This window comes from Pseudomonas sp. GM84 (assembly GCF_000282535.1).
In the GTDB taxonomy this organism is placed as follows: domain Bacteria; phylum Pseudomonadota; class Gammaproteobacteria; order Pseudomonadales; family Pseudomonadaceae; genus Aquipseudomonas.
This window is the reverse complement of record NZ_AKJC01000078.1, coordinates 23,952-48,317: the sequence shown is the minus strand read 5'-3', so window position 1 is coordinate 48,317 and position 24,366 is coordinate 23,952. Positions and strand designations below refer to the sequence as shown.

Genomic DNA, 24,366 nt, shown 5'->3' with positions numbered 1-24,366 from the left:
GGTTGGCGGACTACGTACGCATGCGGGTGATGCGGACCACGCCGGTCAGCGTACGCAGCTTCTTGATCACACGAGCCAGGTGCACGCGGTCGTGCACGCTGACCACCAGTTGGACAACGCTGATACGACCGTCGCGTTCATCCATGCTGATCTTCTCGATGTTGCCGTCGGCGGCATTGACGCTGCTGGCCAGCAGAGCGATCAGGCCGCGCTGGTGCTCGAGCTCGACGCGCAGCTCGACATTGAATTCGCCGGTGATGTCCTTGGCCCAGGAGAGTTGCACGCACTTCTCGGGGTTGTGGCGAATTTCACTGATATTGCGGCAGTTCTCCAGGTGCACGACCATGCCCTTGCCGGCAGACAGGTGGCCGACGATCGGGTCGCCAGGGATCGGTGTACAGCACTTGGCGTAGCTCAGGACCAGGCCTTCGGTGCCGCGGATCGCCAGCGGGCCTTCCGGGGCCGGCAGCTGTTCGCCTTCGGCCGACAGCAGGCGACGGGCGACCACATAGGCCATGCGATTGCCCAGGCCGATGTCTTCGAGCAGGTCTTCGATCAGTTCCAGGCGGTACTCCGCCAGAATGCCCTGGATGCGCTCCTGGGGGATCTGTTCCAGGCTGCTGTCGAAGCCGGTCAGCACCTTGTTCAACAGGCGTTCGCCCAGGCTGATCGACTCGGAGCGGCGTTGCTGCTTGAGCGCGTGGCGAATATGCGTGCGCGCCTTGCCGGTGACCACGAAGTTGAGCCAGGCCGGGTTCGGCCGCGCACCAGGGGCGCTGACGATCTCGACCGTCGAACCGCTCTGCAGTGGTTCGGACAACGGCGCCAGACGCCGGTTGATGCGGCAGGCGATGCAGCTGTTGCCGACGTCGGTGTGCACCGCGTAGGCGAAGTCGACGGCGGTGGAGCCTTTGGGCAGCTCCATGATCCGCCCTTTCGGGGTGAAGACGTAGACCTCGTCCGGGAACAGGTCGATCTTCACGCTCTCGATGAATTCCAGCGAGTTGCCGGCGCGCTGCTGCAGCTCAAGGATACCCTTGACCCACTGACGTGCCCGGGCATGGCTGCCCTTGGGCTGTTCGTCGTCGTTGGACTTGTACAGCCAGTGCGCGGCGATGCCATTGTTGGCCATCTCTTCCATTTCGCGGGTGCGGATCTGGATTTCGATGGGCACCCCGTGCATGCCGAACAGGGTGGTGTGCAACGACTGGTAGCCGTTGGCCTTGGGAATCGCGATGTAATCCTTGAAGCGGCCGGGCAGGGGCTTGTACAGGTTGTGTACGGCGCCGAGCACGCGGTAGCAGGTGTCGACCTTGTCGACGATGATGCGGAAGGCATACACGTCCATGATCTCGTTGAAGGCGCGACGCTTGCCGCGCATCTTCTTGTAGATGCCATAGAGGTGTTTCTGCCGGCCGCTGACCTCGCCCTGGATACCGTCGGCAGCCAGGCAGTTGGCCAGCGAGTGTTCGATCTTGGCGACGATTTCCTTGCGGTTGCCGCGTGCGCTCTTGACTGCCCGGTGGATCAGCGACGAGCGCATCGGGTGCATGGCCTTGAAACCGAGGTCTTCGAATTCAACGCGCACGGTGTGCATGCCCAGGCGATTGGCGATGGGGGCGTAGATTTCCAGGGTTTCCTTGGCGATGCGCCGGCGTTTTTCGCCGGACAGCACTTCCAGCGTGCGCATGTTGTGCAGGCGGTCGGCCAGCTTGACCAGGATCACGCGAATATCGCGGGCCATGGCCATGGCCATCTTCTGGAAGTTTTCGGCCTGCGCTTCGGCCTTGGTCTCGAAGTTCATCTGGGTCAGCTTGCTGACCCCATCGACCAGTTCGGCCACCGTCTCGCCAAACTGCTGGCTGAGGGCTTCCTTGGCGATGCCGGTGTCTTCGATCACGTCGTGCAGCATGGCCGCCATCAGGCTCTGATGGTCCATGTGCATGTCGGCGAGGATGCTGGCCACGGCCAGCGGATGGGTCACGTAGGGCTCGCCGCTACGGCGGCGCTGCCCATCGTGCGCCTGTTCGGCGTAAAAGTAGGCCCGGCGAACCAGGTTGACCTGTTCGGGGCCCAGGTAGGTCGACAGCCGTTCGGCTAGGACTTCTATGCCCGGCATGGTTTCACCTCTTGCCGAGGAAGAGGGCCTTGTGCCGCGCGACGTCGACCAGGCATGGATCAGACAGCCTCGTTGTTCTCGTCCTCGAACGCGGCGAAGACCGGATCCTCGGTGACGATCTCTTCGGCGGCGATGAACTCAGGGGTGACGATACCTTCGGCGATCTCGCGCAGGGCGACCACGGTCGGCTTGTCGTTTTCCCACGCTACGCGCGGCTCTTTGCCGCCGGTAGCCAGCTGACGGGCGCGCTTGGTCGAGAGCATGACCAGCTCAAAACGGTTATCCACGTGTTCCAGGCAGTCTTCAACAGTTACGCGGGCCATGGTCTTCCTCAGTAGCAAATGCGATGGGCGTGCAGCCCAATATGGGCAGGCGGACTCGATAGTTTAAAAAATCACCAGCCAATAGGGAAGCGCTGTTTTACCGGGTGGACCTGCGGTGGCTGCATCGCTGGCAAGCCAGCGCCCACAGATCCCAAGAGCACCGCCATCCCCGTGGGAGCCGGCTTGCCGGCGAAAGGGCCGCAACAGACGCCTTGAATGCTTGAACTCGACGATAACGTTTCCAGCCCCGGAAACACAACACCCTTACAACATGGCGTCGCGCAACCGCGGCGTCAGCTCCTCGAACAGCGTCTGCACCGAGCGCAATGCCCGGCAATCCGGCCGTGTCAGCAACCACAGCTGGGTATCGCAACCGGGCAAGGGCCCGCTCAGGGCCTCGACGCCAGGCAAGGCATCGACCATATAGTCAGGCAACGCCGCCACGCCAAGCCCGGTACTCACCAGCTGGGCGATGGTCGACATACTGCTGCATTGATAACGGGGGCTCAGTCCGGGGTACTGCTGGTTGCGCCAGACCACCGTGGGGTGGTCCTGCATCGAGTCGTCCGGTGCGATCCACGGTACGCTGCCGGCTGATTCGGTCAGGCGTTCGCGCCACTGGGGCTGACCGCAGATCACATAGGACGTGGAGCCCAGGCAGCGCCCGACCAGATGCTCGGGTGGGGTATTGGTCAGCCGCAGGGCGATATCGGCATCGCGCCGGCTGAGGTTGGCGAACGTGTTGGAGGTGCCCATCTCCAGCGACAAGGCCGGGTAATTCGGCATGAAGTCCGCCAGCGCCGGCAGCAGCAGACTGTGCATCACCGCTTCGGTACAAGTCAGACGAACGGTGCCACTGACCACTTGTTCGCCGCTGCTCATGGCAATGCGCGCGGCATCCAGCGCCTGCTCGGCGCGTTCCGCCTGTTCGGCCAGGGCCTGGGCGGTGTCGGTCGGCAGGTAGCCTTTGCGGCTCTTGACGAAGAGCGCGGTGCCGAGCGCCGACTCGAGGCGACGGATCGAACGGAACACCGTGGAAACGTCGACTTTGAGCAGCTCGGCGGCCTTGGCCAGCGAGCGACCACGTTCCAGGGCCAGGACCAGGGAGAGGTCGGCGTGAGTAATCTGATATTGCATTGATGCACGCTCTGCTTGCCGAATTGCCAATGTCTGTTGCGTTGCGGCCATTTTATAGTGAAACGGCCCCCGGGAATCAATGCGCCCGGTCGGGTAACCAGTCCCCACGATGGGAAAAGTTAAAAGAACAACAGCTGCAACCATCGTCGCCCGTGTGGCGCCAGCCGTATCCCCACATCGCCGCAGCACCTTCAAAGGATGTACACCATGACGTCGGTTAACCCGTGCGCCAGTTCTTCCAGCGAGATGAAAGACTTCCTCCAGGCCCATCCGGACACCCAGTACGTCGATCTGCTGATCTCCGACATGAACGGCGTGGTACGTGGCAAGCGCATCGAGCGGGCTAGCCTGCACAAGGTGTACGAAAAGGGTATCAACCTGCCGGCGTCGCTGTTCGCGCTGGACATCAACGGTTCGACCGTCGAGAGCACCGGGCTTGGCCTGGACATCGGCGATGCCGACCGCATCTGCTTCCCGATCCCCGGCTCGCTGTCCGACGAGCCTTGGCAAAAACGCCCGACCGCCCAGTTGCTGATGACCATGCACGAGCTGGACGGCGCCCCGTTCTTCGCCGACCCGCGTGAAGTGCTGCGTCAGGTGGTGAGCAAGTTCGACGACCTGGGCCTGGATATCTGCGCCGCGTTCGAACTGGAGTTCTACCTGATCGACCAGGACAACCTCAACGGTCGCCCGCAGCCACCGCGTTCGCCGATTTCCGGCAAGCGCCCGCAGTCGACCCAGGTCTACCTGATCGACGACCTCGACGAATATGCCGACTGCCTGCAGGACATGCTGGAAGCGGCCAAGGAGCAGGGCCTGCCGGCCGATGCCATCGTCAAGGAAAGCGCCCCGGCGCAGTTCGAAGTCAACCTGCACCACGTTGCTGATCCGCTCAAGGCCTGCGACTACGCGATCTTGCTCAAGCGCCTGATCAAGAACGTCGCCTACGACCATGAAATGGACACCACCTTCATGGCCAAGCCCTACCCGGGCCAGGCGGGCAACGGTCTGCACGTGCATATCTCGCTGCTCGACAAGAAAACCGGCAAGAACATCTTCAGCAGCGATGACCCGCTGCAAAGCGATACGCTGCGCCACGCCATCGGCGGTGTACTGGAAACCATGCCGGCGTCGATGGCCTTCCTGTGCCCGAACATCAACTCCTACCGCCGCTTCGGTGCGCAGTTCTACGTGCCCAATGCACCGAGCTGGGGCCTGGACAACCGCACCGTGGCGGTTCGCGTGCCGACCGACAGCAGCGAAAACGTGCGCATCGAGCACCGCGTTGCCGGCGCCGATGCCAACCCGTACCTGATGCTCGCGGCGATCCTCGCCGGCATCCACCATGGCCTGACCACCAAGGTCGAGCCGGGCGCGCCGATCGAAGGCAACTCCTACGAGCAGTTGGAGCAGAGCCTGCCGAACAACCTGCGCGACGCCCTGCGCGCACTGGATGACAGCGAAGTCCTCAACCAGTACATCAGCCCGGACTACATCGATATCTTCGTCGCCTGCAAGGAAAGCGAGCTGGCCGAGTTCGAAGTGTCGATCTCTGACCTCGAGTACAACTGGTACCTGCACACGGTGTAAGCCCATGAGCGCAAATGCGGTCCCCTTGATCGGTATCAGCGCCTGCCGCCAGCAGGTTGGGAAGAACTCCTCGCACACCGTTGGCGACAAGTATGTCGAGGCGGCAGGGTTTGCCGGGCTACCGCTGATCCTGCCGGCGCGTGACGGGGGCAGCGACACCCGGGCGCTGCTGGACCAGCTCGATGGCATTCTTTTTACCGGCTCGCCTTCAAATATCGAGCCGCATCATTACAATGGCGCCCCCAGCGCGGAAGGTACCCGGCACGACCTCGCGCGTGATCGGTTGACCTTGCCGTTGCTGCAGGCCGGGATTGCCGCCGGTGTGCCGGTATTCTGCATTTGCCGTGGTTACCAGGAGCTGAATGTGGCCCTGGGTGGCAGCCTGCACCAGCGCGTGCAGGAGCTGCCCGGTTACATGGATCACCGTGAACCGGAGGACGCGCCCCTGGAGGTGCAATACGGCCCTCGGCACCTTGTCAGCGTTACACCTGGCGGGATGTTCGAGCGCTTGGGCCTGGCCGCGCAGTTCGAGGTCAACTCGCTGCACAGCCAGGGCATCGACCGTCTGGCCCCAGGTCTGCGGGTCGAAGCACGGGCGCCGGATGGCCTGATCGAAGCGGTGTCGATGCCTGACGCCCCGGGCTTCGTGCTCGGTGTGCAGTGGCACCCGGAATGGCGTTTCGCCGAAAACCCGGTTTCGCGGAGCCTATTCCAGGCGTTTCGCGAGGCCTGCAATGCATACGCTGCACGGAAGGAGCGTGACACGAAAGTCCTGGATGACTAACCCCGAATCGCAAGCTTTCGATGAGTGAAAGCGCCTTGCTTGCAGGGCCTGTGACAACAATTCCAATAGTTACGGCATTTTCTCATGAGCAATTACACAGAAGCCGGCCGCCCACCCGACGCGGCCGACTCGGGCAGTACGCAACGCAGCAAAGGCCTGGCCAAAGGCCGTCTTGGCCTGTTGGCCAGCGTGGTGCTGGGCATTTCCACCATTGCCCCGGTCTACACCCTGACCGGCGCCCTCGGCCCCACCGTGCGGGAGGTCGGTGCTCACCTTCCAGCCGTCTTCATCGTCGGCTTCCTGCCGATGCTGCTGGTCGCCCTCGGTTACCGCGAGCTGAATTCTGCAGAGCCGGACAGCGGCACCTCGTTCACCTGGTCGGCCCGCGCTTTTGGTCCAATGATCGGCTGGATCGGCGGCTGGGGGCTGGTGGTCGCGACCACCATCGTGCTCTCCAACCTGGCAGGGGTGGCGGTCGACTTCTTCTACCTGTTCCTCGCCCAGATCACCGGCAACCATGAGCTGTCGACCTTGGCCGACAACCTGTTGATCAACATCAGCACGTGTTGCGTGTTCATTGCCTTGGCGGTGTGGATCTGTTGTCGCGGCATGACCACGACCATGACCGTGCAGTATGGCCTGGTGGCCTTGCAGCTTCTGGTCTTGATCGGGTTTGCCTTCGCCGCGTTCAGCGAAACCACCGCGCCGCCACCACTGGCGTTCGATCTGGCCTGGTTCAACCCGTTCGGCGTCGAGTCGTTCTCGGCCTTTGCTGCCGGATTGTCGTTGTCGATCTTCATCTTCTGGGGTTGGGACGTGTGCCTGACTGTCAGTGAAGAGTCGATCGGTAGCGAGGAAGTGCCGGGCAAGGCGGCGACCTGGACTGTCCTGCTGATTCTCGGCCTGTACCTGCTCACCGCCATCGCTACCCTGCAGTTCGCCGGGATCAGCGAGGACGGCCTGGGCCTGAACAACCCGCGTATCCAGGAAAACGTCTTTGCCCACCTGGCCGGACCGGTCATGGGGCCACTGGCGATCCTGATGTCCATCGCGGTGCTGGCCAGCACGGCCGCCTCGCTGCAGTCGACCTTCGTCTCGCCGGCGCGTACCCTGCTGGCGATGGGTTACTACGGCGCGGTGCCGCAGAAGTTTGCCAGCGTCTGCCCACGTTCACAGACGCCGCGTTACGCGACCATCTGTGCAGGTGTGGCTGCAGGCGTGTTCTACGTGACCATGCGTACCCTGAGCGAGAACGTGCTGGCTGACACCATCACCGCGCTGGGCATGATGATCTGCTTCTACTATTCGCTGACAGCGTTCGCCTGTGTCTGGTACTTCCGCAACAGCCTGTTCGACAGCCTGCGCCACTTCTTCATGCGTGGCCTGTGCCCGCTGGTGGGTGGGGTGATCCTGTCGGTGATCTTCGTGCGCACAGCGATCGACAGCGCCTCGCCAGACTTCGGCAGTGGCTCGCATGTGGGTGGGCTGGGTCTGGTGTTCGTGATTGCGGCGATCATCTCGGTGCTGGGGATCGTACTGATGCTGCTGTCGCGGATGCGCGCGCCGGCTTACTTCCTGGGGGCTACCCTGCGTCAGCAGGCGACCTTGCAGCTGCAGGAATAATTGAAAGGGGCTGCTTCGCAGCCCATTCGCGGGGCAAGCCCGCTCCCACAGGTTCACTGCTGACTTCGACACCAGCGCTGTACATGTGGGGGCGGGCTTGTCCCGCGAATGGGCCGCAAAGCGGCCCCTTTCGGTCTATCAGGACAGCAGTTCTTTCAGCAGCCCATTGTTGCGCTGTTGCTGTTTCTTCAGCAGCAACCGGTTGGCCACGAACACCGCCTTCAACTCCTCCAGCGCCACGCCGAAGTCATCATTGATGATGACGTAGTCGTACTCGTCGTAGTGCACCATCTCGCTGACCGCTTCCTTCATGCGCCCGGCGATGATTTCTTCACTGTCCTGACCACGTCCATCCAGACGCTGACGCAGGGCCTCCTGGCTCGGCGGCAGGATGAACACCGACAACGCTTCGGGCATCAGCTTGCGCACCTGCTGGGCACCTTGCCAGTCGATCTCCAGGATCAGGTCAAAGCCCTGGTCGAGGGTCTGCTGCAGCGCGCTGCGCGAGGTGCCATAGAAGTTGCCGAACACTTCGGCATGCTCGAGGAAGTCACCCTGCTCGATCAGTGCCTTGAATTCCTCGTGCACCACGAAGTGGTAGTTGACCCCGTGCTGCTCGCCCGGGCGCATGGCGCGGGTGGTGTGCGAGACCGAGACGCGGATCTGCTGGTCGTCCTTGGTCAGGGCGGTGACCAGGCTGGTCTTGCCGGCACCCGACGGTGCCGAAACGATATAAAGGGTGCCGCTGCTGTGGTTCATGGTAGGGGAGGCCTTACTCGATGTTCTGTACTTGTTCACGCATCTGTTCGATCAGCACCTTCAGGTTGACCGCCGCTTGGGTGCTGCGGTGGTCAAAGGCCTTGGAGCCCAAGGTGTTGGCTTCGCGGTTGAGCTCTTGCATCAGGAAGTCCAGGCGCCGGCCAGCGGCACCACCGGACTTGAGCACACGGCGCACTTCGTTGACGTGGGTGCTGAGGCGATCCAGCTCTTCGGCGACGTCGCTCTTCTGTGCCAGCAGCACCATTTCCTGCTCCAGGCGCTGCGGGTCGAGCTCGGCCTTCAGGTCGCCAAACCGGTCGATGATCTTCTGCCGCTGTGCGGCGAGCATCTGTGGCACCAGGGCGCGCAGGGTGGTGACCTCGCTGGCCATGTTGTCCAGGCGCTCGTTGATCAGCCGGGCCAGCTCCTGGCCTTCGCGCAAGCGCCCGGCCTTGAGTTCGGCCAGCGCCTCGTCGAACAGCGCCACGGCTTCGGCATTCAGCGCCTGCGGGTCGCTGGCATCGGCCACCAGCACACCTGGCCAGGACAGCACTTCCAGCGGGTTGAGCGGTGCCGGTTGCTTGATCAGGCCGGCCACCTCTTCGGCGGCGGCGACCAGCTGCGCGGCGCGCTCACGGTCGACTTTCAGCGGTTTGCCGTTGCTGTCTTCGTGCAGGCGCAAGGTGCATTCGACCTTGCCGCGCGACAGGCCCTGGCGCAGGCCTTCACGCACGGCGCTTTCGAGATCGCGCAGGGCGTCCGGCAAGCGCAAGTGGGGTTCCAGGTAGCGGTGGTTGACCGAGCGCAGTTCCCAGACCAGGGTGCCTTGGCTGCCTGCGCGCTCGACACGAGCAAAAGCGGTCATGCTGTGCACCATGGGAGTACCTCGCGTAGATGGAGTGAACGGGGGAAGCCTTACGGCTGCAAGGCGCAGGATTGTAGCGCAGTGGGGGCCATGGCGCCCAATCCAGCCATGTTACAGAGCACGGCTGAAACGATGGGAAAAGGCGACAGGCTGTCCGGGGCGCGACAATAGGCATGTCTTCGCCGGGCAGCGGGCTCTATAATGCTGGCAGATTCAAAATCCCAGTACAGGTATCCCAGATGAAACGTCCAAGTGGTCGCGCCGCCGATCAGCTCCGCTCGATCCGCCTCACCCGCAACTACACCAAGCACGCCGAGGGGTCGGTACTGGTCGAGTTCGGCGACACCAAGGTCGTCTGCACGGTCAGCGTCGAGAATGGTGTTCCCCGCTTCCTCAAAGGTCAGGGCCAAGGTTGGCTGACCGCCGAATACGGCATGCTGCCGCGTTCCACCGGCGAGCGTAACCAGCGCGAAGCCAGCCGTGGCAAACAGGGTGGCCGCACCCTGGAAATCCAGCGCCTGATCGGCCGCTCCCTGCGCGCCGCGCTGGACATGAGCAAGCTGGGTGATATCACCCTGTACATCGACTGCGACGTGATCCAGGCCGATGGCGGTACCCGCACTGCATCGATCACCGGTGCCATGGTCGCCCTGTGCGATGCCCTGGCAGTGATCAAGAAACGTGGTGGCCTGAAGGCCGGCAACCCGCTCAAGCACATGATCGCTGCCGTTTCGGTGGGCATGTACCAGGGCGAAGCGGTGCTCGACCTGGACTACCTGGAAGACTCCGCCGCCGAGACCGACCTGAACGTGGTCATGACCAGCGCCGGTGGTTTCATCGAAGTGCAGGGCACTGCCGAAGGCAAGCCGTTCCAGCCTGAAGACTTCAACGCCATGCTGGCGCTGGCGCAAAAGGGCATGGACGAGATCTTCGAACTGCAGAAGGCCGCACTGGCCGACTGAACCCAGCCAGGGAGGTGCGGGGCATGAGCGATCCTCAATTGTCGGTCACCCCGCCCAATGCCGATGTGCGGCAATGGGCGATGTTCTGTCACCTCAGCGCGCTGCTTGGCCTGGTGGTGCCCTTGGGGCATCTGCTGGGCCCGCTGGTGCTGTGGCACCTGAAGCGCGAGCAAGATCCTTTCATCGATGCCCAGGGCAAAGAGGCGCTGAACTTTCAGATCAGCGTGACCGTTGCCGGGTTCGTCTGTTTCCTGCTGATGTTCGTTTTCATCGGCCTGGTGCTGTTCGCCATGCTGATGGTGGCGGTGCTGATCCTGATCGTCATTGCGGCGGTCAGGGCCAATGAAGGGAAGCCTTATCGGTATCCCTTGATCTGGCGGCCGATCAAGTAGATTTTCTGTGTCCCCAATCGCCGGCAAGCCGGCTCCCACAGGTACAGCGCAGGCCTCAAGGCCAGTGGAGTATCTGTGGGAGCCGGCTTGCCGGCGATCAGGGCTGCAGGGCAGCCCTCAGGGGATCAGATAGTCAACGTCCAGTCATAGTCGACGATCAGCGGCGCATGCTGCGAGAAGCGCGGCTGACGCGGCAGGCGGGCGTTGCGCACGAAACGGCGCAGGCCCGGGGTAAGGATCTGGTAGTCGAACCGGTAGCCCAGGTTGAGCATCTCGGCCTGCTCGTTGTCCGGCCACCAGCTGTACTGGTCGCCTTCGCGACTGACTTCGCGCAGGGCATCCACATAGCCCATGTCGCCGGTAATCGCATCCATCCAGGCACGCTCGGGCGGCAAGAAGCCCGGCGACTGCTGGCTGTCACGCCAGTTCTTGATGTCGAGCTTCTGCTGCGCCACGTAGAACGAGCCGCAATAGATGTACTCGCGGCGTTTACGGCGCTGCTTGTCCAGGTACTTGGCGAAGTCGTCCATCAACTTGAACTTCTGGTTCAAGTCTTCGTCGCCGTTCATGCCCGAAGGCAGCAGCAGGCTGGCAATACTGACTTTGTCGAAATCTGCTTGCAGGTAACGCCCGTAGCGGTCGGCTGTCTCGAAGCCCAGGCCGGTGATGACTGCCTTGGGCTGCATGCGCGAGTAAAGTGCCACGCCACCTTGGGCGGGCACCTCCGCATCGCAGGCATAAAGGAAATAGCCATCGAGCTGGAAAGCTGGGTCGTCGAGTTCAAAGGCCGAGGCGCGGGTATCCTGAAGGCAGATGACGTCGGCATTCTGGGCTTGCAGCCAGCTGAGCAATCCACGCTCGGCCGCAGCCTGAATGCCATTCACGTTCACACTGATGATCCGCATAAATGGCCCCAAAAATCTCGTGCGTGTATGATACCCGAGCTCAACCCATTTAGCTAAATCCGTGGTGTCCGGGACTTTCCATGCAGCCGTATCAGCGCGACTTCATTCGTTTTGCCATCGATCGTGGGGTTCTGCGTTTCGGTGAGTTCACTCTGAAATCGGGGCGTACCAGCCCGTATTTCTTCAATGCAGGCCTGTTCAACACCGGTTCCGCCCTGGCGCAGCTGGGTCGTTGCTATGCGGCGGCCATCGTCGACAGCAAGATCCCGTTCGACGTGCTGTTCGGCCCTGCCTACAAGGGTATTCCCCTGGCGGCCACTACCGCCGTGGCCCTGGCCGATCAGCATCAGCTCGACGTGCCATGGTGCTTCAACCGTAAAGAAGCCAAGGATCACGGCGAAGGTGGCAGCCTGGTCGGCGCACCGCTGGCCGGTGACGTGTTGATCATCGACGACGTGATCACTGCCGGTACCGCCATTCGCGAGGTCATGCAGATCATCAACGCCCAGCAGGCCAAGGCCGCAGGCGTGCTGATCGCGCTGAACCGTGAAGAGCGCGGCAACGGCGAGCTGTCGGCGATCCAGGAAGTGGAACGGGACTTCGGCATTCCGGTCGTCAGCATCGTTTCGCTGACTCAGGTGCTGGAGTTCCTGGCCGATGACCCGCAGCTCAAGCAGCACCTGCCGGCTGTGGAGGCCTATCGGGCGCAGTACGGGATCTGATTCCGGCCTGGTAAACAAGAAAGGCGACCTTTGCGGGTCGCCTTTTTTGTTTGTGTTGCCTTTACCGGCCCTATCGCCGGCCGGCTCCCACAGGGTTCGGTGCGATCCTTGTGGGAGCCGGCTTGCCGGCGATGAGGCCAGTGCAGCCCAATCAGCGAGGCTTGCGATTGCTGATCAGGGTACCCACACCGCTGTCGGTGAAGATTTCCAGCAGCACCGCATTCGGCACGCGGCCATCGATGATGTGCGAGCTGTTCACACCGCCCTGGACCGCTTCCAGCGCGCACTTGATCTTCGGCAGCATGCCGCCGTAGATGGTGCCGTCGGCGATCAGTTCGTTGACCTGCTCGGTGGTCAGGCCGGTGAGAACCTCGCCCTGCTTGTCCATCAGGCCGGCGATGTTGGTCAGCAGTATCAGCTTCTCGGCCTTCAGTGCTTCGGCCACCTTGCCGGCCACCAGGTCGGCGTTGATGTTGTACGACTCACCGTTGGCGCCCACGCCGATCGGCGCGATCACCGGGATGAAGTCGCCTTTCACCAGCATGTTCAGCAGGTCGGTGTTGACGCTGACCACTTCGCCGACATGGCCGATGTCGATGATTTCCGGCTGGGTCATCTCCGGCGTCTGGCGGCTCACGGTGAGCTTGCGGGCGCGGATCAGCTCCGCGTCCTTGCCGGTCAGGCCGATGGCGCTGCCGCCGTGGCGGTTGATCAGGTTGACGATGTCCTTGTTGACCTGGCCACCGAGGACCATTTCAACCACATCCATGGTCGCCGCGTCGGTGACGCGCATGCCGTCGATGAAGTGGCTTTCGATCGACAGGCGCTTGAGCAGGTCGCCAATCTGCGGGCCGCCGCCGTGCACGACCACCGGGTTGATACCCACGGCCTTCATCAGCACGATGTCACGGGCAAAGCCGGTCTTGAGCTCCTCGCTCTCCATCGCGTTGCCGCCGTACTTGATCACCAGGGTCTTGCCGACAAAGCGGCGGATGTAAGGCAGTGCTTCGGACAAAACCTCGGCTACATGGGAAGCGGCATCGCGATCGAGGGTCATGCAGGGCTCCTGTCAGGAACAGATAATCGGTCAGAACGGCAGTTGCAGCTCAGGGGCAACCCGCAGCAACTGGGCGCGGAAAACATCCTTGATACGTTGCAACTCGGCGTCGTTTTCGGCCTCGAAGCGCAGCACCAGCACCGGGGTGGTGTTGGAGGCGCGTACCAGGCCCCAGCCGTGGGCATAGTCGACCCGCACACCGTCGATGGTGGTCAGGTTGGCTTCGCCCCAGTCGGCGTCGCGTTGCAGAGCATCAATGATGCTGAATTTACCCTCGTCGGTCACATCAATGTTGATTTCCGGCGTGGAAATATCGTCCGGGAACGCGGCGAACAGGCTTTCGGCGTCCTGCCCGGCCTTGCTGAGGATCTCCAGCAGGCGCGCGGCGCTGTAGATGCCGTCGTCGAACCCGTACCAGCGCTCCTTGATGAAGATGTGCCCACTCATCTCGCCAGCCAGCAGCGAGCCGGTCTGCTTCATCTTCTTCTTGATCAGCGAATGGCCGGTCTTCCACATCAGTGCGCGGCCACCGTGCTGTTCGATCAGCGGGGTCAGGCGGCGGGTGCACTTGACGTCGAAGATGATCTCGGCGCCAGGGTTGCGCGACAGCACGTCCTGGGCGAACAGCATCAGCAGGCGGTCCGGGTAGACGATGTTGCCGGTGTTGGTCACCACGCCCACGCGGTCGCCGTCGCCGTCGAAGGCCAGGCCGATGTCGGCGCCGGTTTCCTTGACCTTGGCGATCAGGTCTTCGAGGTTTTCCGGCTTGCCCGGATCTGGATGGTGGTTGGGGAAGTTGCCATCCACTTCGCAGAACAGCGGAATCACTTCGCAGCCCAGGGCTTCGATCAGTTGCGGTGCGATCACACCCGCAGCGCCGTTGCCGCAGTCCACCACCACCTTGAGCTTCTTGGCCAGCTTGACGTCGGCGACGATCTGCTGGAAGTAGCGCTCGAGGATCTCGACCTTCTGCACGCTGCCTTCAGCGCGGGTCAGGTCGTTGGTTTTCAGGCGGGTCAGCAGGGCCTGGATCTGTTCGTTGGCCAAGGTGTCGCCAGCGATGACGATCTTGAAGCCGTTGTAGTCCGACGGGTTGTGGCTGCCGGTGAGCATCACGCCGGACTTGCCGGCGAGCACGTTGGCCGCGAAGTACAGCGCCGGGGTCGGCACAAGGCCGACATCGCTGACGTGGCAGCCGGCGTCGACCAGGCCCTTGATCAGTTGCTCGACCAGCATCGGGCCGGACAGGCGGCCGTCGCGGCCAACCGAGATCTGCGGCTCGCCCTGGGCGAGGGTCTGGGCGCCGATGGCGCGGCCGATCCAGTAGGCGGTTTCGGCGTGCAGGGTTTTGCCGACCACGCCGCGGATGTCATAGGCGCGGAAAATGCTGTCAGGCAGTGCGGGGACCAGTTGGGCCATATCGTTCATCTCTGGAAACTCCATCATCAAAGGCTTTCTGGGCTGGCGCAAACTGAACGCTTGGACGGTGGTTTCGTCAGAGAGTTCGCCATCCTTGGCCTGAACGTCCGTGAGATGGGCTCAGTGGCTGCCGGAATGGCCGAAGCCGCCAGTGCCGCGCTGGCTCTCGTCGAATTGCTCGACGATGTCGAAATGCGCTTGTACCACAGGCACGAGAACAAGCTGTGCGATGCGCTCGCCGACGGCGATGGTGAACGGCGTGTTGCCGCGGTTCCAGCACGACACCATCAGCTCACCCTGGTAGTCCGAGTCGATCAGGCCGACCAGGTTGCCCAGCACGATGCCGTGCTTATGGCCCAGGCCAGAGCGCGGCAGGATCATCGCCGCAAGGCCCGGGTCGCCGATGTAGATCGACAGGCCGGTGGGGATCAGCAGGGTCTGGCCTGGCTCGAGGACGGTGTCCTCCTTGAGCAGGGCGCGCAGGTCCAGGCCGGCGGAGCCGGGGGTGGCGTACTGTGGCAGGGGGAATTCGGTGCCCAGGCGTGGGTCGAGGATCTTGGCTTGAAGAGCGTGCATGTAACTTATTGAACCTGATTGAGCCGTTCGGCGATGAAGGCGACCAGTTGCCGGGCGATCTTGCCCTTGCTGGTCTGCGCGAAGAGGGTCTGGTGCTGCTGGCGGTCGATCACGGTCAGGGCATTCTCCTCACTGTTGAAGCCGATGCTGGGGTTGGCCACATCATTGGCGACGATCAGGTCGAGGTTCTTGTCCTTGAGCTTGCGTGTGGCGTAATCGAGCAAGTGTTCGGTCTCGGCGGCGAAGCCGACGCTGAACGGGCGGTCGTCGCGGCCAGCGAGGGTGGCAAGGATATCGGGATTGCGCACCATCTGCAGCAGCATGCCGTCGCCGGTCGTAGGATCCTTCTTCAGCTTTTGCGTGGCGACGACCTCTGGGCGGTAGTCCGCGACCGCTGCCGAGGCGATGAACAGGTCACACGGCATGGCGGCTTCACAGGCTGCGAGCATGTCCCGCGCGCTGACCACGTCGATCCGCGTGACCCGGTCGGGTGTCGGCAGGTGCACAGGGCCAGTGACGAGGGTCACCCGAGCCCCGGCTTCGGCGGCCGCTTCGGCCAGGGCGAAGCCCATCTTCCCGGAGCTATGATTGGTGATGTAGCGCACCGGGTCGATGTTTTCCTGGGTCGGGCCGGCGGTAATCAGCACATGCTTGCCGGTCAGCGCCTGGCGCTGGAAGCTTTCGGCGGCACACCAGGCCAGGTCGGTGGCTTCGAGCATGCGGCCCAGGCCCACGTCGCCACAGGCCTGGCTGCCGGAGGCCGGGCCGAATACCTGGATGCCACGGCTCTTGAGCAGTTCGAGGTTGGCCTGGGTAGCAGGGTCGCGCCACATGGCCTGGTTCATGGCGGGCGCCACGGCCACGGTGGCATCGGTGGCCAGCACCAGGGTGGTCAGCAGGTCGTCGGCCATGCCTTGGGCCATGCGCGCCATGAGGTCGGCGGTGGCGGGGGCGATGAGTACCAGGTCGGCCCACTTGGCCAGTTCGATATGACCCATGGCCGCTTCGGCGGCGGGGTCGAGCAGATCCATGTGCACCGGGTGTCCGGACAGCGCCTGCAGGGTCAGCGGGGTGATGAACTCAGCACCACCACGGGTCATTACGACGCGCACCTGCGCGCCGTGCTCCAGGAGTCGGCGAATCAGCTCGGCACTCTTGTAGGCGGCAATGCCACCCCCTACGCCGAGAACGATGCGCTTGCGATACAGCCGCTGCATAGGCTTGCCTTTTTCCAGTGAGAGCGGGCGGCGACGAAAAATACTGCCTGCGGCAGAACGTCGCATGTACGAGGCGAAATAGATTAACACAGGGCCGAAACGTGCCGTAGTGGGGGCAAAGGAGCAAGGATGAATATCAGGGAATGGCCGGCGGATGAGCGGCCGCGGGAGAAGTTGCTGCTGCGCGGGGCGGCTGTGTTGTCGGATGCCGAGCTGGTAGCCGTGTTGCTGGGCTCGGGGGTTGCCGGCCGCAACGTGCTGGACCTGGCGCGTGGGTTACTGGTGCGTTTTGGTGGCCTCAGGCAGTTTCTGGAGGCGGATCGTGAAGCCGTTCTGCGCGAGCCTGGCTTGGGGCCGGTGAAGTACGCCCAGCTGCAGGCATTGCTGGAGATCGGCCGGCGTTACCTGGATGAGGGCATCGAGCGCACCGCGGCTCTGGAAAGCCCGGCGGCGGTGCGGCGTTATCTCAAGGCCATGCTGCGCCACGAGGCCAGCGAAGTGTTCGGCTGCCTGTTTCTGGACAGCAAGCACCGACCGCTGGCTTTCGAAATCCTGTTCAGGGGGACGATCGACCGGGCCAGCATCTACCCGCGCGAAGTGGTGCGCCGTGCGTTGATGCATAACGCGGCGGCCCTGATTCTGACGGGTTATGGTGTCAAGCAACGTGTTGCGGCTTTGCCTAATACCTGAGACAGAGCCATTTCATTGGTTCTTTGCTCGATCTGATGTTTCATCACCATTTGTTGCACCTCGGCTTTCCTCACCTGGACAGAGGAGGGCGGTGAAACGCTGTTCTTGTGGCGGCCAGTCACCGATCGATCCTGACCTCCCCCGCCAAGCGTGCTTCTCTACTTCCATGTTTTCAAGGAGGCCGGATCAAGCTGCTACGACAGCGTAGGGAGCTTGTTAACCACTTTTTTTAACTGTAAACCACCGTGGTTTACAGTTAAAAAAAGTGGTTAACACCAAGGCCGGTGAAACCGGTCATTCTGCCTGAGCACCAGGGGCTGATAGCATTCGGTTGCCCATTCCTGTACGCCATTAGCGTCACTTTAAAGCGCTGAGGCTTGCTCCTGAGCTCCGAGCGGCTCGGCCGCCGGAGCGCAATGGATCTCTCACTTTAAGGCGTTGTTAATCGCGGTGATGAGGTTAGAGCAATTGGCAATTTCGTCTGCGCTGAGGTCATCAACGCTGTGGTCCCTCGCCCAGCGCAAGAATGCTTTGGATAATTTATATTTAGAGAAAGCATTACCATACTTTTTCGTAAAAATGTCCACAATCGGACGGTCAGATGCTGCGGTCGCCTCAGCTTCGATATCCCACTGAAGCTCTGTTTTTGCAACGTTGATCAATGTGGCTCGAACGAGGTCTTCGATTTCTGCCCGGGCAATGGTGGGGTTGGTGAAGTCGGTAGTCCGAAGGATCTTTTTCGCTCCCAGACGATGGACCAAAACCTCCTGCTTAGCTGCCTGGTCCCCTGCGTTGTCGGAGTCGAGCAGCGCTGCTACTTTCAGATTTTGAGCGACCAAGATTGTGGCAAAGTACACAACCTTGCTGGCTGTATTGGCTGGAACCATTGCTACTTTGTCGTGGAGGGCAACTTTGTTACCATCTTTCAGTAGCCCTGAAATCGCCTCGATATACCAGTAACCGTTAACCCCTCTAGAATAAGGTTGCGTTGACTGGAAAAAAGGCTCTGTGCCAAGTCGTAACCGAGAGCCTCCTGCAACGGCAGAATCGCTGCGGGATCGGTAGAGGATAACGTAGTGTGCACTTTGGTGCCGGTGGCACGGTCTGCTAATTCGACAACTCTAACGATGTCTAGTTCGTCTGGCCCCACCATGAAAGGTGAGTGTGTCGAATAGATAGTTTGGTTGTCTTCAGCTAACTGAGAAATCGTCCTGCGGAATTCTCGTTGTTTCAACGCATGGAGGCTTACACCTGGCTCGTCCAAAAGAAGAACTGTGTTCGCATGCTTTCCCTTCGCCTCAGAAAAGAACACGATGAAGAAGGACACTAGCCATTGGAAACCCTCTGACCTTTGATCTAACTCTACTTCGACCCCGATACTGTCCTCTACGACAACTTTTAGATATTGACCGTCTGCGCTGATCCTGAGCTTGCTGACCTCTTGCTCATTTTTACTCGGATTCCAGACTTTGACAATCTGTTGGGTAAGTTCAACGCTCGCCGAGTTCAATTGATAAGCTCGTCGGTCTAGCTTTTCACGATATTTGTCAAGCTCAGTGGTATTGCTCGCTGGCTCTTCTGCTCGGCCTAGGTCAGAGAGCTCTTTGGCCGAGAAGCCAAGAAGATTCAATAAGCAAATGTTACCGTAATCGTAAGCATCATCTTGAAGGACGTTGGTTCTGATTCTCTCCGCCAAATTAGCAAGATGGAGAAGCGGTTTTACTCGAAAATAATTACTGTACAGTACAAATGTAGGCTTATTCGCATCCAGATATTCCATGAATTTTGCGTATTGGAGTGCGTAGTCACACTCGTCCTTCAAGCGCTGCCAGCGGCTTTCTTCATCTGCGTTTTTTTCATCAACCTTGGTATAGACTGTGTCTAACCACGTTATAAGCGCAGGTGCGAGTTCGTACAGGCTCTTTGAGTCAGCGGAGTCTCCAGTTATTTTCGCCAAGCTATCTGAACTGGCCTTTGGCTGGCCTTCTGGGATCTCTCTGTCGAGGTGAGCCACCATCCGCATGAGATCTTTTTTCACGCTTAGATAGTTAGGGTGTGCTACGCCTTCGATCCAGTGCACCCCCCCCGTTGTTCATTTTGCGATAAAAGATATATTTTAGCTCTTTTCCCTTTAGGCGATCAGGTGCATTAGATATTTCTTCATCGCTAAGTGAAAATGTACCTCTAACGACTTCCACGTTTTCGGCATCAACTTCCTTGCGCGAAATTTTATGGTACTTAGAGCGAGGGTAGTCGCGTAGTACGTTAAATTTTGGTGCTTTCGCTGGAGGGTTTAACTGTTGCAGGGCTTGCAGTATAGCGGTCTTGCCCGCTTCATTCGGGCCAACCAGAATGGTTTTAAGGTTCTCAACCTCGAACTCTCCCGTATCGATGATGCTGCGATAATTTTGCACCCTTGCTTTAATTAGCCGCATACTTCTTCCTTAATCATTCTGTTGGCCTTGCCATCTACCCATCGGTTGGCAATCACCGAGGCTACCTCAAACCGTGTGCTGGCAAAAGGCCTTGATTCATTTCGAGCGACGACGCCTAACCTTCCCTAAGGTGCTGAGCTTAGTTAGTCACCGCGCAGTCGAGCGGCAAGCTTCAGTCGCCAATCTTCGACTACAAGGGTTGGCAATGCCTTCGCATTTGCTCGGTCGGTGATCGCACCTAATGCGTAGTACAGGTTGTCAGCGAGGTCATTGCTAGCAGACATCCCTATTCTCGAAACCAGTTCTATGGTTTTTTTCGAGAGTGATTTTGCGTCCGCCCAATTCTGGGGCCACTCATGGCGGTGCTTGAAATAGTTCGCGGCTGCGTTAGCGATTTCCTGATAGCTGAGCCCCGAAGCGCTCGTTGTTGCTTCTAGACGAAGAATGGGCGTTTTGTTTTTTGCGTTGCCGTCTAAAATGTAGATGCGGTTTACAATAGAAATGGTCTCAGTGATGCCCGCTTGTAGTAGAACGAACATCGCTCCAAGGTGAATCCCTACCTCGTCATACAGCAGCTCTGCGGGAGTGTCCCAGAAGCGCCGACCTGGATCACCGATTCTCCGTAGGTGGTCCGAATGTTCCTCCTGAGCCCGTTCCGCCAAGCTGACTTGCTCTCTAATCACACTCGCCAACGGAAAGTGATAAAGCAATTCTTCCAGGTCCTGTACCGCTCCTGTTGCAATGAGCTTCGTATTCAATATGCCTCCCCAAATCCACAATCCACTGTGACTGAACACTCGCGCTAGGATCTTGCATCACCGGCTGATCGCCCGTCGAGTGGCTATTTTTCAGAGCATTGCGTCCGGTCTTCATAAGGGTAGGGGCCCGGCGCCTGAGCCGTTTAGCTGGGTCACCATGTCCGCCTGGGGGATGGTGTGAGCACTGAATGCAGAGTTGATCGATCTGATCCGTACCTAGAGAGTTCCGACACCAGCCCCTTTCTTCAGGGTAAGCCCCGAGCCCGGCTACACTCGCCATGCCAATACATTAAGGAGCAGTACCCGTGACTCACTACGATCCGCAGGCTAACTACGATGTGAATTATCAGGGGGCGAGGGTAGGGGAGCTGCGAAAGGGCCGCTACTTCGAAGGGACCTGGGAAGTCGGCTACATGGAGGGAGAGGTGTTTCACTACAACGGTAAGCCGCGGGGTAAGCGTGAAGGCCTGACCCTGACCCGAAATGACCCGCCTGGCGAGCTGACTCAGTTTGAGCTGGTACTTCAGGAAGCCGAGTAGGCTTGGGCCTGTCCCCAATGTGGAAGCGAGGCCTCCGTGGCCAAAGGTGCGGAGGCCTTTTTGTTGCCTGAGGGGATCAATGTGTTGAGAGCGATCGCCGATATGAAGCACGCGGGTCTTGTCTGCCTTGCCTTCTGTCTGGGTAACCTAAACCCATAACCTTGACCCTAGCCTTGCCGGGAGGTGTAGGCTCACAAAAAAGCTGACATCTGCGGTCCAGTGTTTTCAGCTAAAGTTGCATCTTTTCTGTGGCTCATCAGTAGAAATTTCACAGAAAAAATGAGAATTGCCTACCGCACTCACAAATAAGCTGATGCATCCAAAACGGCGGATCGTCATCTGCAACCTCAGCGTCGATTCTACCTAGGTTGGTACTGACAGCCCCAGCAACAACGAGCGCAAAAAAAAGGCACCCACGGGTGCCTTTTCAATATGTCCGAGGAGTAGTCGCAGCGATCCTTTAGCTCCCAGTCTAATGACCTTGGGTTCAGAATCCGACAGGCTAGGCCTGTCGTCACTACTTCAGAGAAACCAGCTTTCTCAGCTGCCAAAAACGCCGGGGGGCCTTTGCTGGTACCCAGTCACGACGAATGCGCGGTTGCAGTCCTCCGCTACGACGTTACCCGAGGAGGTAAGCTCGTTCAATCACATGCGATGAAAGGCTCAGATTCCTCACAACAGCCGGGGGTTTGGGATCGAAAGCGGTCGGTCGCGAATGACCGCTTTCGACCCATAGCTGCCTCTCGCGAAGGGCAGCAATCGGCCAAAAGCAGCCGTATCGGCAATGGCAACTTTTCGACCATAGACTCGTTGTGGCTTTGATCAGTCAGCGGTGCCGGGTTCCGAGCAAGGCAGCAGAACATCAGCACCAAGGATTGGTGTGTCCGGGACGATACTGGTTTCCAACTCAAGTAAGCGCTGATGCCCAGGGTGACTCTCCACTGCGAGCGCTACCAGCCGACGGCAGTTCACCATATCGTCCGCCATCCGGTACCGCTCTGCTAAATCCAGTGAAATTGCTGCTTCATAAAATCGTGGGAAACGTATTCCACTAGGAGAGCCACGTCGTTTGAAATAAGTCTTGATGGTTTGATCGTGTACCTCCAAGGTCCATACAGGAGCCTTACCTGCGACCGTGTGTACTAGGAGAGCTTCCGGTGAAGGCTGCGATAGGTCTTGATGGATCAGCTTTTCCATCTTCTCAGATACAGGCGCCTTCTGCTCCACAGGGACCACCATGTTAAAGAGTGTATAGAGCGCCAGGTACGGTAAACGCGGGTCTCTCTTAGCGCCCAACACATCATGAGCTACCGCACTCAAGACCGGGCGCAAGTCTGTAAGCACCGCACCCTCCTCACCCAACTGGCAAGAAACCAATTGCTCTAAAAAGCCCTCAAGCTTGCTTCGCCCAGCAGCCAGTAAGTCTCCTTCCTCATTACCCACCCAATACTGAGGGGCCATTCGCAGTTGAACGATGTTGGTCCTCTCCAAGTAGTAACCAGGGTATGGCTCTCGATCTAGGGATGGCTGACTAGCTACGAATTTAATAATCACGTTACGCATCAATCGGGATAACCCTTGGAGGGTTAGATAAGCCTGGCGTTCGTGAAGCACTGTTTCACCATAGCCATGACCAAGCACAACTACGCTAGGTAGTAGCATGAGCTGATGTACATATTTAGAGCGGGCCTGATAGGCCATGGACAAGGCCTCGGCAATGTCGGTGCTAGAAAGCGCCTGGCCTGGGACTAACGTTACGTCGCGAAAATATTCGGGAGGTGTATAAGCAATCGCGAACTCGCGGAAGCGGCGTGCCAACGCCGTATGCTCCACTTTCATCAGCGCATCCCGAACCCTTTGTCCCAACGCTTTGTCCGCACCTGTCAAAGCGTCGTCAACCGCTTGCCGCTTGCGCTGGTCGTAAGAGGCCCAATCGCTTACATGACCATCAAAATCCTGCGCTAGCGACTCTACCGATGCCACCAGCAGCGTGTACGCCAACTCCAGGTCATCCGCGATCCGATGCATACCGTTTATGTACGTCCGGATCGCTCTCATCACACCGCGATAGGTCTGACGCGGCAAACCGATTAGCTGGCCAACAAACTCTTGAAAGAAAGCCACTTCCTCAGGCTTACACCAAAGCTCTGGCTCGAAGAAGCGGCTAACAAATTGATGCGGAGATGCACGAGTTGCTAGGCCCTTTTTCCCACTGGTCAGGCGCCGAGCGAGATCGATATCTGGTGAACATACGCAATTCAGCGCGAATGAAGCCACAATTGCAAAATCGCTTAGGTAGGGTTCAGCGCCACAGGACACGAGTACTCCTGGCCCCTCCTCCTGTGCCTCTATCCTTTCCTGCATCTCATAGACGACTACAGTCGGCTGAATCGAACTTATTGAAGATGGCACCAGCTTTCCTGCTGCCGTTTCTACTACAACCTCAGGCGCTAGATTGGCGTTGGTATAAAACATGCCGCGTAACAAATTTTCTCTCCCTACGGGGAGACTGAAGAGCTTGCCAGTGGCAATCTGAAGCATACGACCTCCAATATTACTCAGTGGCTCAGCGCCATTAAGCGGTTCCTGCCTCAGAAACTACTCAGGAGTCTGGAACTCTTGCCTTGTCATAACGCTGTCGTCTATTCCTTCCAAGTACTCTGTCAAAGTCGTTATCACGCGGCGAAACGACATGCGCTTCACCTCCCCATTCTGCAAAAATATGCAGTGCCCAAGATCATAGTCGCCTTTATTTGGAAATCCGGCGGTATCAGCTGGCATGTTAATCATTCCCATAAACTCGCCAAGTACACCGACCACTACCCCAAAGCAGTCCTTGCCAGGAATAATGAGCACACAGGAGCAACTGCTTTGCTGCACAATCATTTTGAACATTTGTAAATTGCTTGGATCGTGTAGCTCTTGCTCGCTTTGGAAGCGGGTGTAAAGCCTGACATCTGGCCGAATATCAGCCAGAGAACTAGCGTTTACTATCTTGCGGGCTTCTGAATGCATGACGCCTTTTCGAAACAGATCTCCATATGCATAGAAACCCGCGGCCAGAGCTACCTTTGCCACAAATTTGATGTCTGCGTTTAGATCCAGCTTTAGGCCATCGATTTTTACCTGGCCTCCTCGGCGCTCCCCTTTTTCCACATATTTACGTTGCTTTAAGTCGTAAATCTGTAAGCCGCTTTTTGAAAAAGTTATTTGTACGGGGGAGCCGTCAATCAGTGTCGCTCGGCGGGCTACTGGCTGCGGCTGGGCTCCCGAGTGACCTTTGGCATTCGCCTTGTCTCGGTTAAAAAGCACCAAAAAGTCATTGGCCACAGCGCCATCGACTTTTGATCCCACGGCATTATTGAACTGCCTATCTGCCTGAATGCAGAAGCCGTCGAGCCCCCCGAGCGACATCGGGATGATGTGCTCTTTGCTCAGATCTGCACTGGGGCCATCTAAATAGATGCAGTAGTCGCTCAATACATCAACTCCGT

General features: G+C 59.5%; 23 protein-coding genes and 1 pseudogene. 8 read left to right on the top strand and 16 right to left on the bottom strand.

Going from position 1 to position 24,366, the window contains the following annotated elements:
* Positions 1 to 10 precede the first annotated feature (10 nt).
* From spoT to PMI38_RS05560, 3 genes are all read right to left on the bottom strand, one after another.
* The gene (spoT, locus tag PMI38_RS05570; RefSeq protein WP_008091596.1) at positions 11 to 2,119 is read right to left on the bottom strand and encodes a bifunctional GTP diphosphokinase/guanosine-3',5'-bis pyrophosphate 3'-pyrophosphohydrolase; all 2,109 of its coding nucleotides are present in this window, start codon (positions 2,117 to 2,119) and stop codon (positions 11 to 13) included.
* Between the two features lie 59 nt (positions 2,120 to 2,178).
* Positions 2,179 to 2,442 (bottom strand): DNA-directed RNA polymerase subunit omega, encoded by a 264-nt coding sequence (gene rpoZ / locus PMI38_RS05565; RefSeq protein WP_008091595.1) that lies wholly within the window; start codon positions 2,440 to 2,442, stop codon positions 2,179 to 2,181.
* A gap of 264 nt (positions 2,443 to 2,706) precedes the next feature.
* Positions 2,707 to 3,579 carry a LysR family transcriptional regulator gene (locus PMI38_RS05560; protein ID WP_008091594.1) on the bottom strand — a complete coding sequence of 291 codons (873 nt, stop codon included), beginning with the start codon at positions 3,577 to 3,579 and terminating at the stop codon, positions 2,707 to 2,709.
* Positions 3,580 to 3,825: 246 nt separating this feature from the next.
* Between PMI38_RS05560 and PMI38_RS05555 the strand changes: the two genes are divergently transcribed.
* The 3 genes from PMI38_RS05555 to PMI38_RS05545 all read left to right on the top strand — a co-directional run bounded on the left by PMI38_RS05555 (position 3,826) and on the right by PMI38_RS05545 (position 7,576).
* Positions 3,826 to 5,169: a glutamine synthetase family protein gene (locus PMI38_RS05555; protein ID WP_400714084.1), complete on the top strand. Its 1,344-nt coding sequence runs from the start codon at positions 3,826 to 3,828 to the stop codon at positions 5,167 to 5,169.
* Positions 5,170 to 5,173: 4 nt separating this feature from the next.
* On the top strand, positions 5,174 to 5,953 hold the full coding sequence (locus PMI38_RS05550) for a gamma-glutamyl-gamma-aminobutyrate hydrolase family protein (protein ID WP_008091592.1): 780 nt from the start codon (positions 5,174 to 5,176) through the stop codon (positions 5,951 to 5,953).
* 84 nt (positions 5,954 to 6,037) lie between these two features.
* On the top strand, positions 6,038 to 7,576 hold the full coding sequence (locus PMI38_RS05545; protein ID WP_008091590.1) for an APC family permease: 1,539 nt from the start codon (positions 6,038 to 6,040) through the stop codon (positions 7,574 to 7,576).
* Between the two features lie 138 nt (positions 7,577 to 7,714).
* Here the strand turns inward: PMI38_RS05545 and gmk are convergent, their stop codons facing one another.
* Together gmk and PMI38_RS05535 are read right to left on the bottom strand one after the other, a co-directional pair.
* Entirely contained in the window at positions 7,715 to 8,335 is a 621-nt protein-coding gene (gmk, locus tag PMI38_RS05540; RefSeq protein WP_008091588.1) for a guanylate kinase, read from the bottom strand.
* A gap of 13 nt (positions 8,336 to 8,348) precedes the next feature.
* Entirely contained in the window at positions 8,349 to 9,212 is an 864-nt protein-coding gene (locus tag PMI38_RS05535; protein ID WP_008091587.1) for a YicC/YloC family endoribonuclease, read from the bottom strand.
* A 227-nt stretch (positions 9,213 to 9,439) separates the two neighbouring features.
* Here PMI38_RS05535 and rph point away from each other — a divergent pair, with 227 nt between their 5' ends.
* Positions 9,440 to 10,162, top strand: coding sequence for a ribonuclease PH (gene rph / locus PMI38_RS05530; protein WP_008091585.1), 723 nt, complete (start codon positions 9,440 to 9,442; stop codon positions 10,160 to 10,162).
* 23 nt (positions 10,163 to 10,185) lie between these two features.
* On the top strand, positions 10,186 to 10,554 hold the full coding sequence (locus tag PMI38_RS05525; RefSeq protein WP_008091583.1) for a DUF4870 domain-containing protein: 369 nt from the start codon (positions 10,186 to 10,188) through the stop codon (positions 10,552 to 10,554).
* 125 nt (positions 10,555 to 10,679) lie between these two features.
* On the opposite strand, the gene PMI38_RS05520 is transcribed toward PMI38_RS05525, so the two are convergent.
* On the bottom strand, positions 10,680 to 11,459 hold the full coding sequence (locus tag PMI38_RS05520) for an exodeoxyribonuclease III (RefSeq protein ID WP_008091582.1): 780 nt from the start codon (positions 11,457 to 11,459) through the stop codon (positions 10,680 to 10,682).
* Between the two features lie 80 nt (positions 11,460 to 11,539).
* On the opposite strand from PMI38_RS05520, the gene pyrE reads away from it, so the two are divergent.
* Positions 11,540 to 12,181: an orotate phosphoribosyltransferase gene (gene pyrE, locus PMI38_RS05515; protein ID WP_008091580.1), complete on the top strand. Its 642-nt coding sequence runs from the start codon at positions 11,540 to 11,542 to the stop codon at positions 12,179 to 12,181.
* A gap of 151 nt (positions 12,182 to 12,332) precedes the next feature.
* Here pyrE and argB read toward each other — a convergent pair whose 3' ends face one another.
* The 4 genes and pseudogenes from argB to coaBC all read right to left on the bottom strand — a co-directional run bounded on the left by argB (position 12,333) and on the right by coaBC (position 16,450).
* Entirely contained in the window at positions 12,333 to 13,238 is a 906-nt protein-coding gene (gene argB / locus PMI38_RS05510; RefSeq protein ID WP_008091578.1) for an acetylglutamate kinase, read from the bottom strand.
* Between the two features lie 30 nt (positions 13,239 to 13,268).
* Positions 13,269 to 14,642, bottom strand: a pseudogene (locus PMI38_RS05505) (phosphomannomutase/phosphoglucomutase); the annotation flags it as partial.
* A gap of 135 nt (positions 14,643 to 14,777) precedes the next feature.
* A complete protein-coding gene (dut, locus tag PMI38_RS05500) occupies positions 14,778 to 15,233 on the bottom strand; it encodes a dUTP diphosphatase (RefSeq protein ID WP_008091574.1) in 456 nt (151 codons plus the stop codon).
* Between the two features lie 5 nt (positions 15,234 to 15,238).
* On the bottom strand, positions 15,239 to 16,450 hold the full coding sequence (gene coaBC / locus PMI38_RS05495; protein WP_008091572.1) for a bifunctional phosphopantothenoylcysteine decarboxylase/phosphopantothenate--cysteine ligase CoaBC: 1,212 nt from the start codon (positions 16,448 to 16,450) through the stop codon (positions 15,239 to 15,241).
* A gap of 129 nt (positions 16,451 to 16,579) precedes the next feature.
* Here coaBC and PMI38_RS05490 point away from each other — a divergent pair, with 129 nt between their 5' ends.
* Positions 16,580 to 17,140 (top strand): JAB domain-containing protein, encoded by a 561-nt coding sequence (locus PMI38_RS05490; RefSeq protein WP_008091571.1) that lies wholly within the window; start codon positions 16,580 to 16,582, stop codon positions 17,138 to 17,140.
* A gap of 425 nt (positions 17,141 to 17,565) precedes the next feature.
* Here PMI38_RS05490 and PMI38_RS27490 read toward each other — a convergent pair whose 3' ends face one another.
* The 4 genes from PMI38_RS27490 to PMI38_RS05480 form a co-directional block, all read right to left on the bottom strand.
* Complete coding sequence (locus PMI38_RS27490; RefSeq protein ID WP_008091569.1) at positions 17,566 to 18,027, bottom strand: hypothetical protein; 462 nt, start codon at positions 18,025 to 18,027, stop codon at positions 17,566 to 17,568.
* A gap of 38 nt (positions 18,028 to 18,065) precedes the next feature.
* Entirely contained in the window at positions 18,066 to 19,178 is a 1,113-nt protein-coding gene (locus PMI38_RS27485) for an ATP-dependent nuclease (protein ID WP_238540171.1), read from the bottom strand.
* Between the two features lie 10 nt (positions 19,179 to 19,188).
* Positions 19,189 to 19,575 carry an AAA family ATPase gene (locus PMI38_RS27480; RefSeq protein WP_008091564.1) on the bottom strand — a complete coding sequence of 129 codons (387 nt, stop codon included), beginning with the start codon at positions 19,573 to 19,575 and terminating at the stop codon, positions 19,189 to 19,191.
* A gap of 143 nt (positions 19,576 to 19,718) precedes the next feature.
* The gene (locus PMI38_RS05480; protein WP_008091563.1) at positions 19,719 to 20,333 is read right to left on the bottom strand and encodes a hypothetical protein; all 615 of its coding nucleotides are present in this window, start codon (positions 20,331 to 20,333) and stop codon (positions 19,719 to 19,721) included.
* Between the two features lie 305 nt (positions 20,334 to 20,638).
* Here PMI38_RS05480 and PMI38_RS05475 point away from each other — a divergent pair, with 305 nt between their 5' ends.
* The gene (locus PMI38_RS05475) at positions 20,639 to 20,872 is read left to right on the top strand and encodes a hypothetical protein (RefSeq protein WP_008091562.1); all 234 of its coding nucleotides are present in this window, start codon (positions 20,639 to 20,641) and stop codon (positions 20,870 to 20,872) included.
* A gap of 822 nt (positions 20,873 to 21,694) precedes the next feature.
* Here PMI38_RS05475 and PMI38_RS05470 read toward each other — a convergent pair.
* Positions 21,695 to 23,413 (bottom strand): hypothetical protein, encoded by a 1,719-nt coding sequence (locus PMI38_RS05470; protein WP_008091561.1) that lies wholly within the window; start codon positions 23,411 to 23,413, stop codon positions 21,695 to 21,697.
* 57 nt (positions 23,414 to 23,470) lie between these two features.
* Positions 23,471 to 24,352: a hypothetical protein gene (locus tag PMI38_RS26145; RefSeq protein WP_008091560.1), complete on the bottom strand. Its 882-nt coding sequence runs from the start codon at positions 24,350 to 24,352 to the stop codon at positions 23,471 to 23,473.
* Between the last annotated feature and the right edge of the window lie 14 nt (positions 24,353 to 24,366).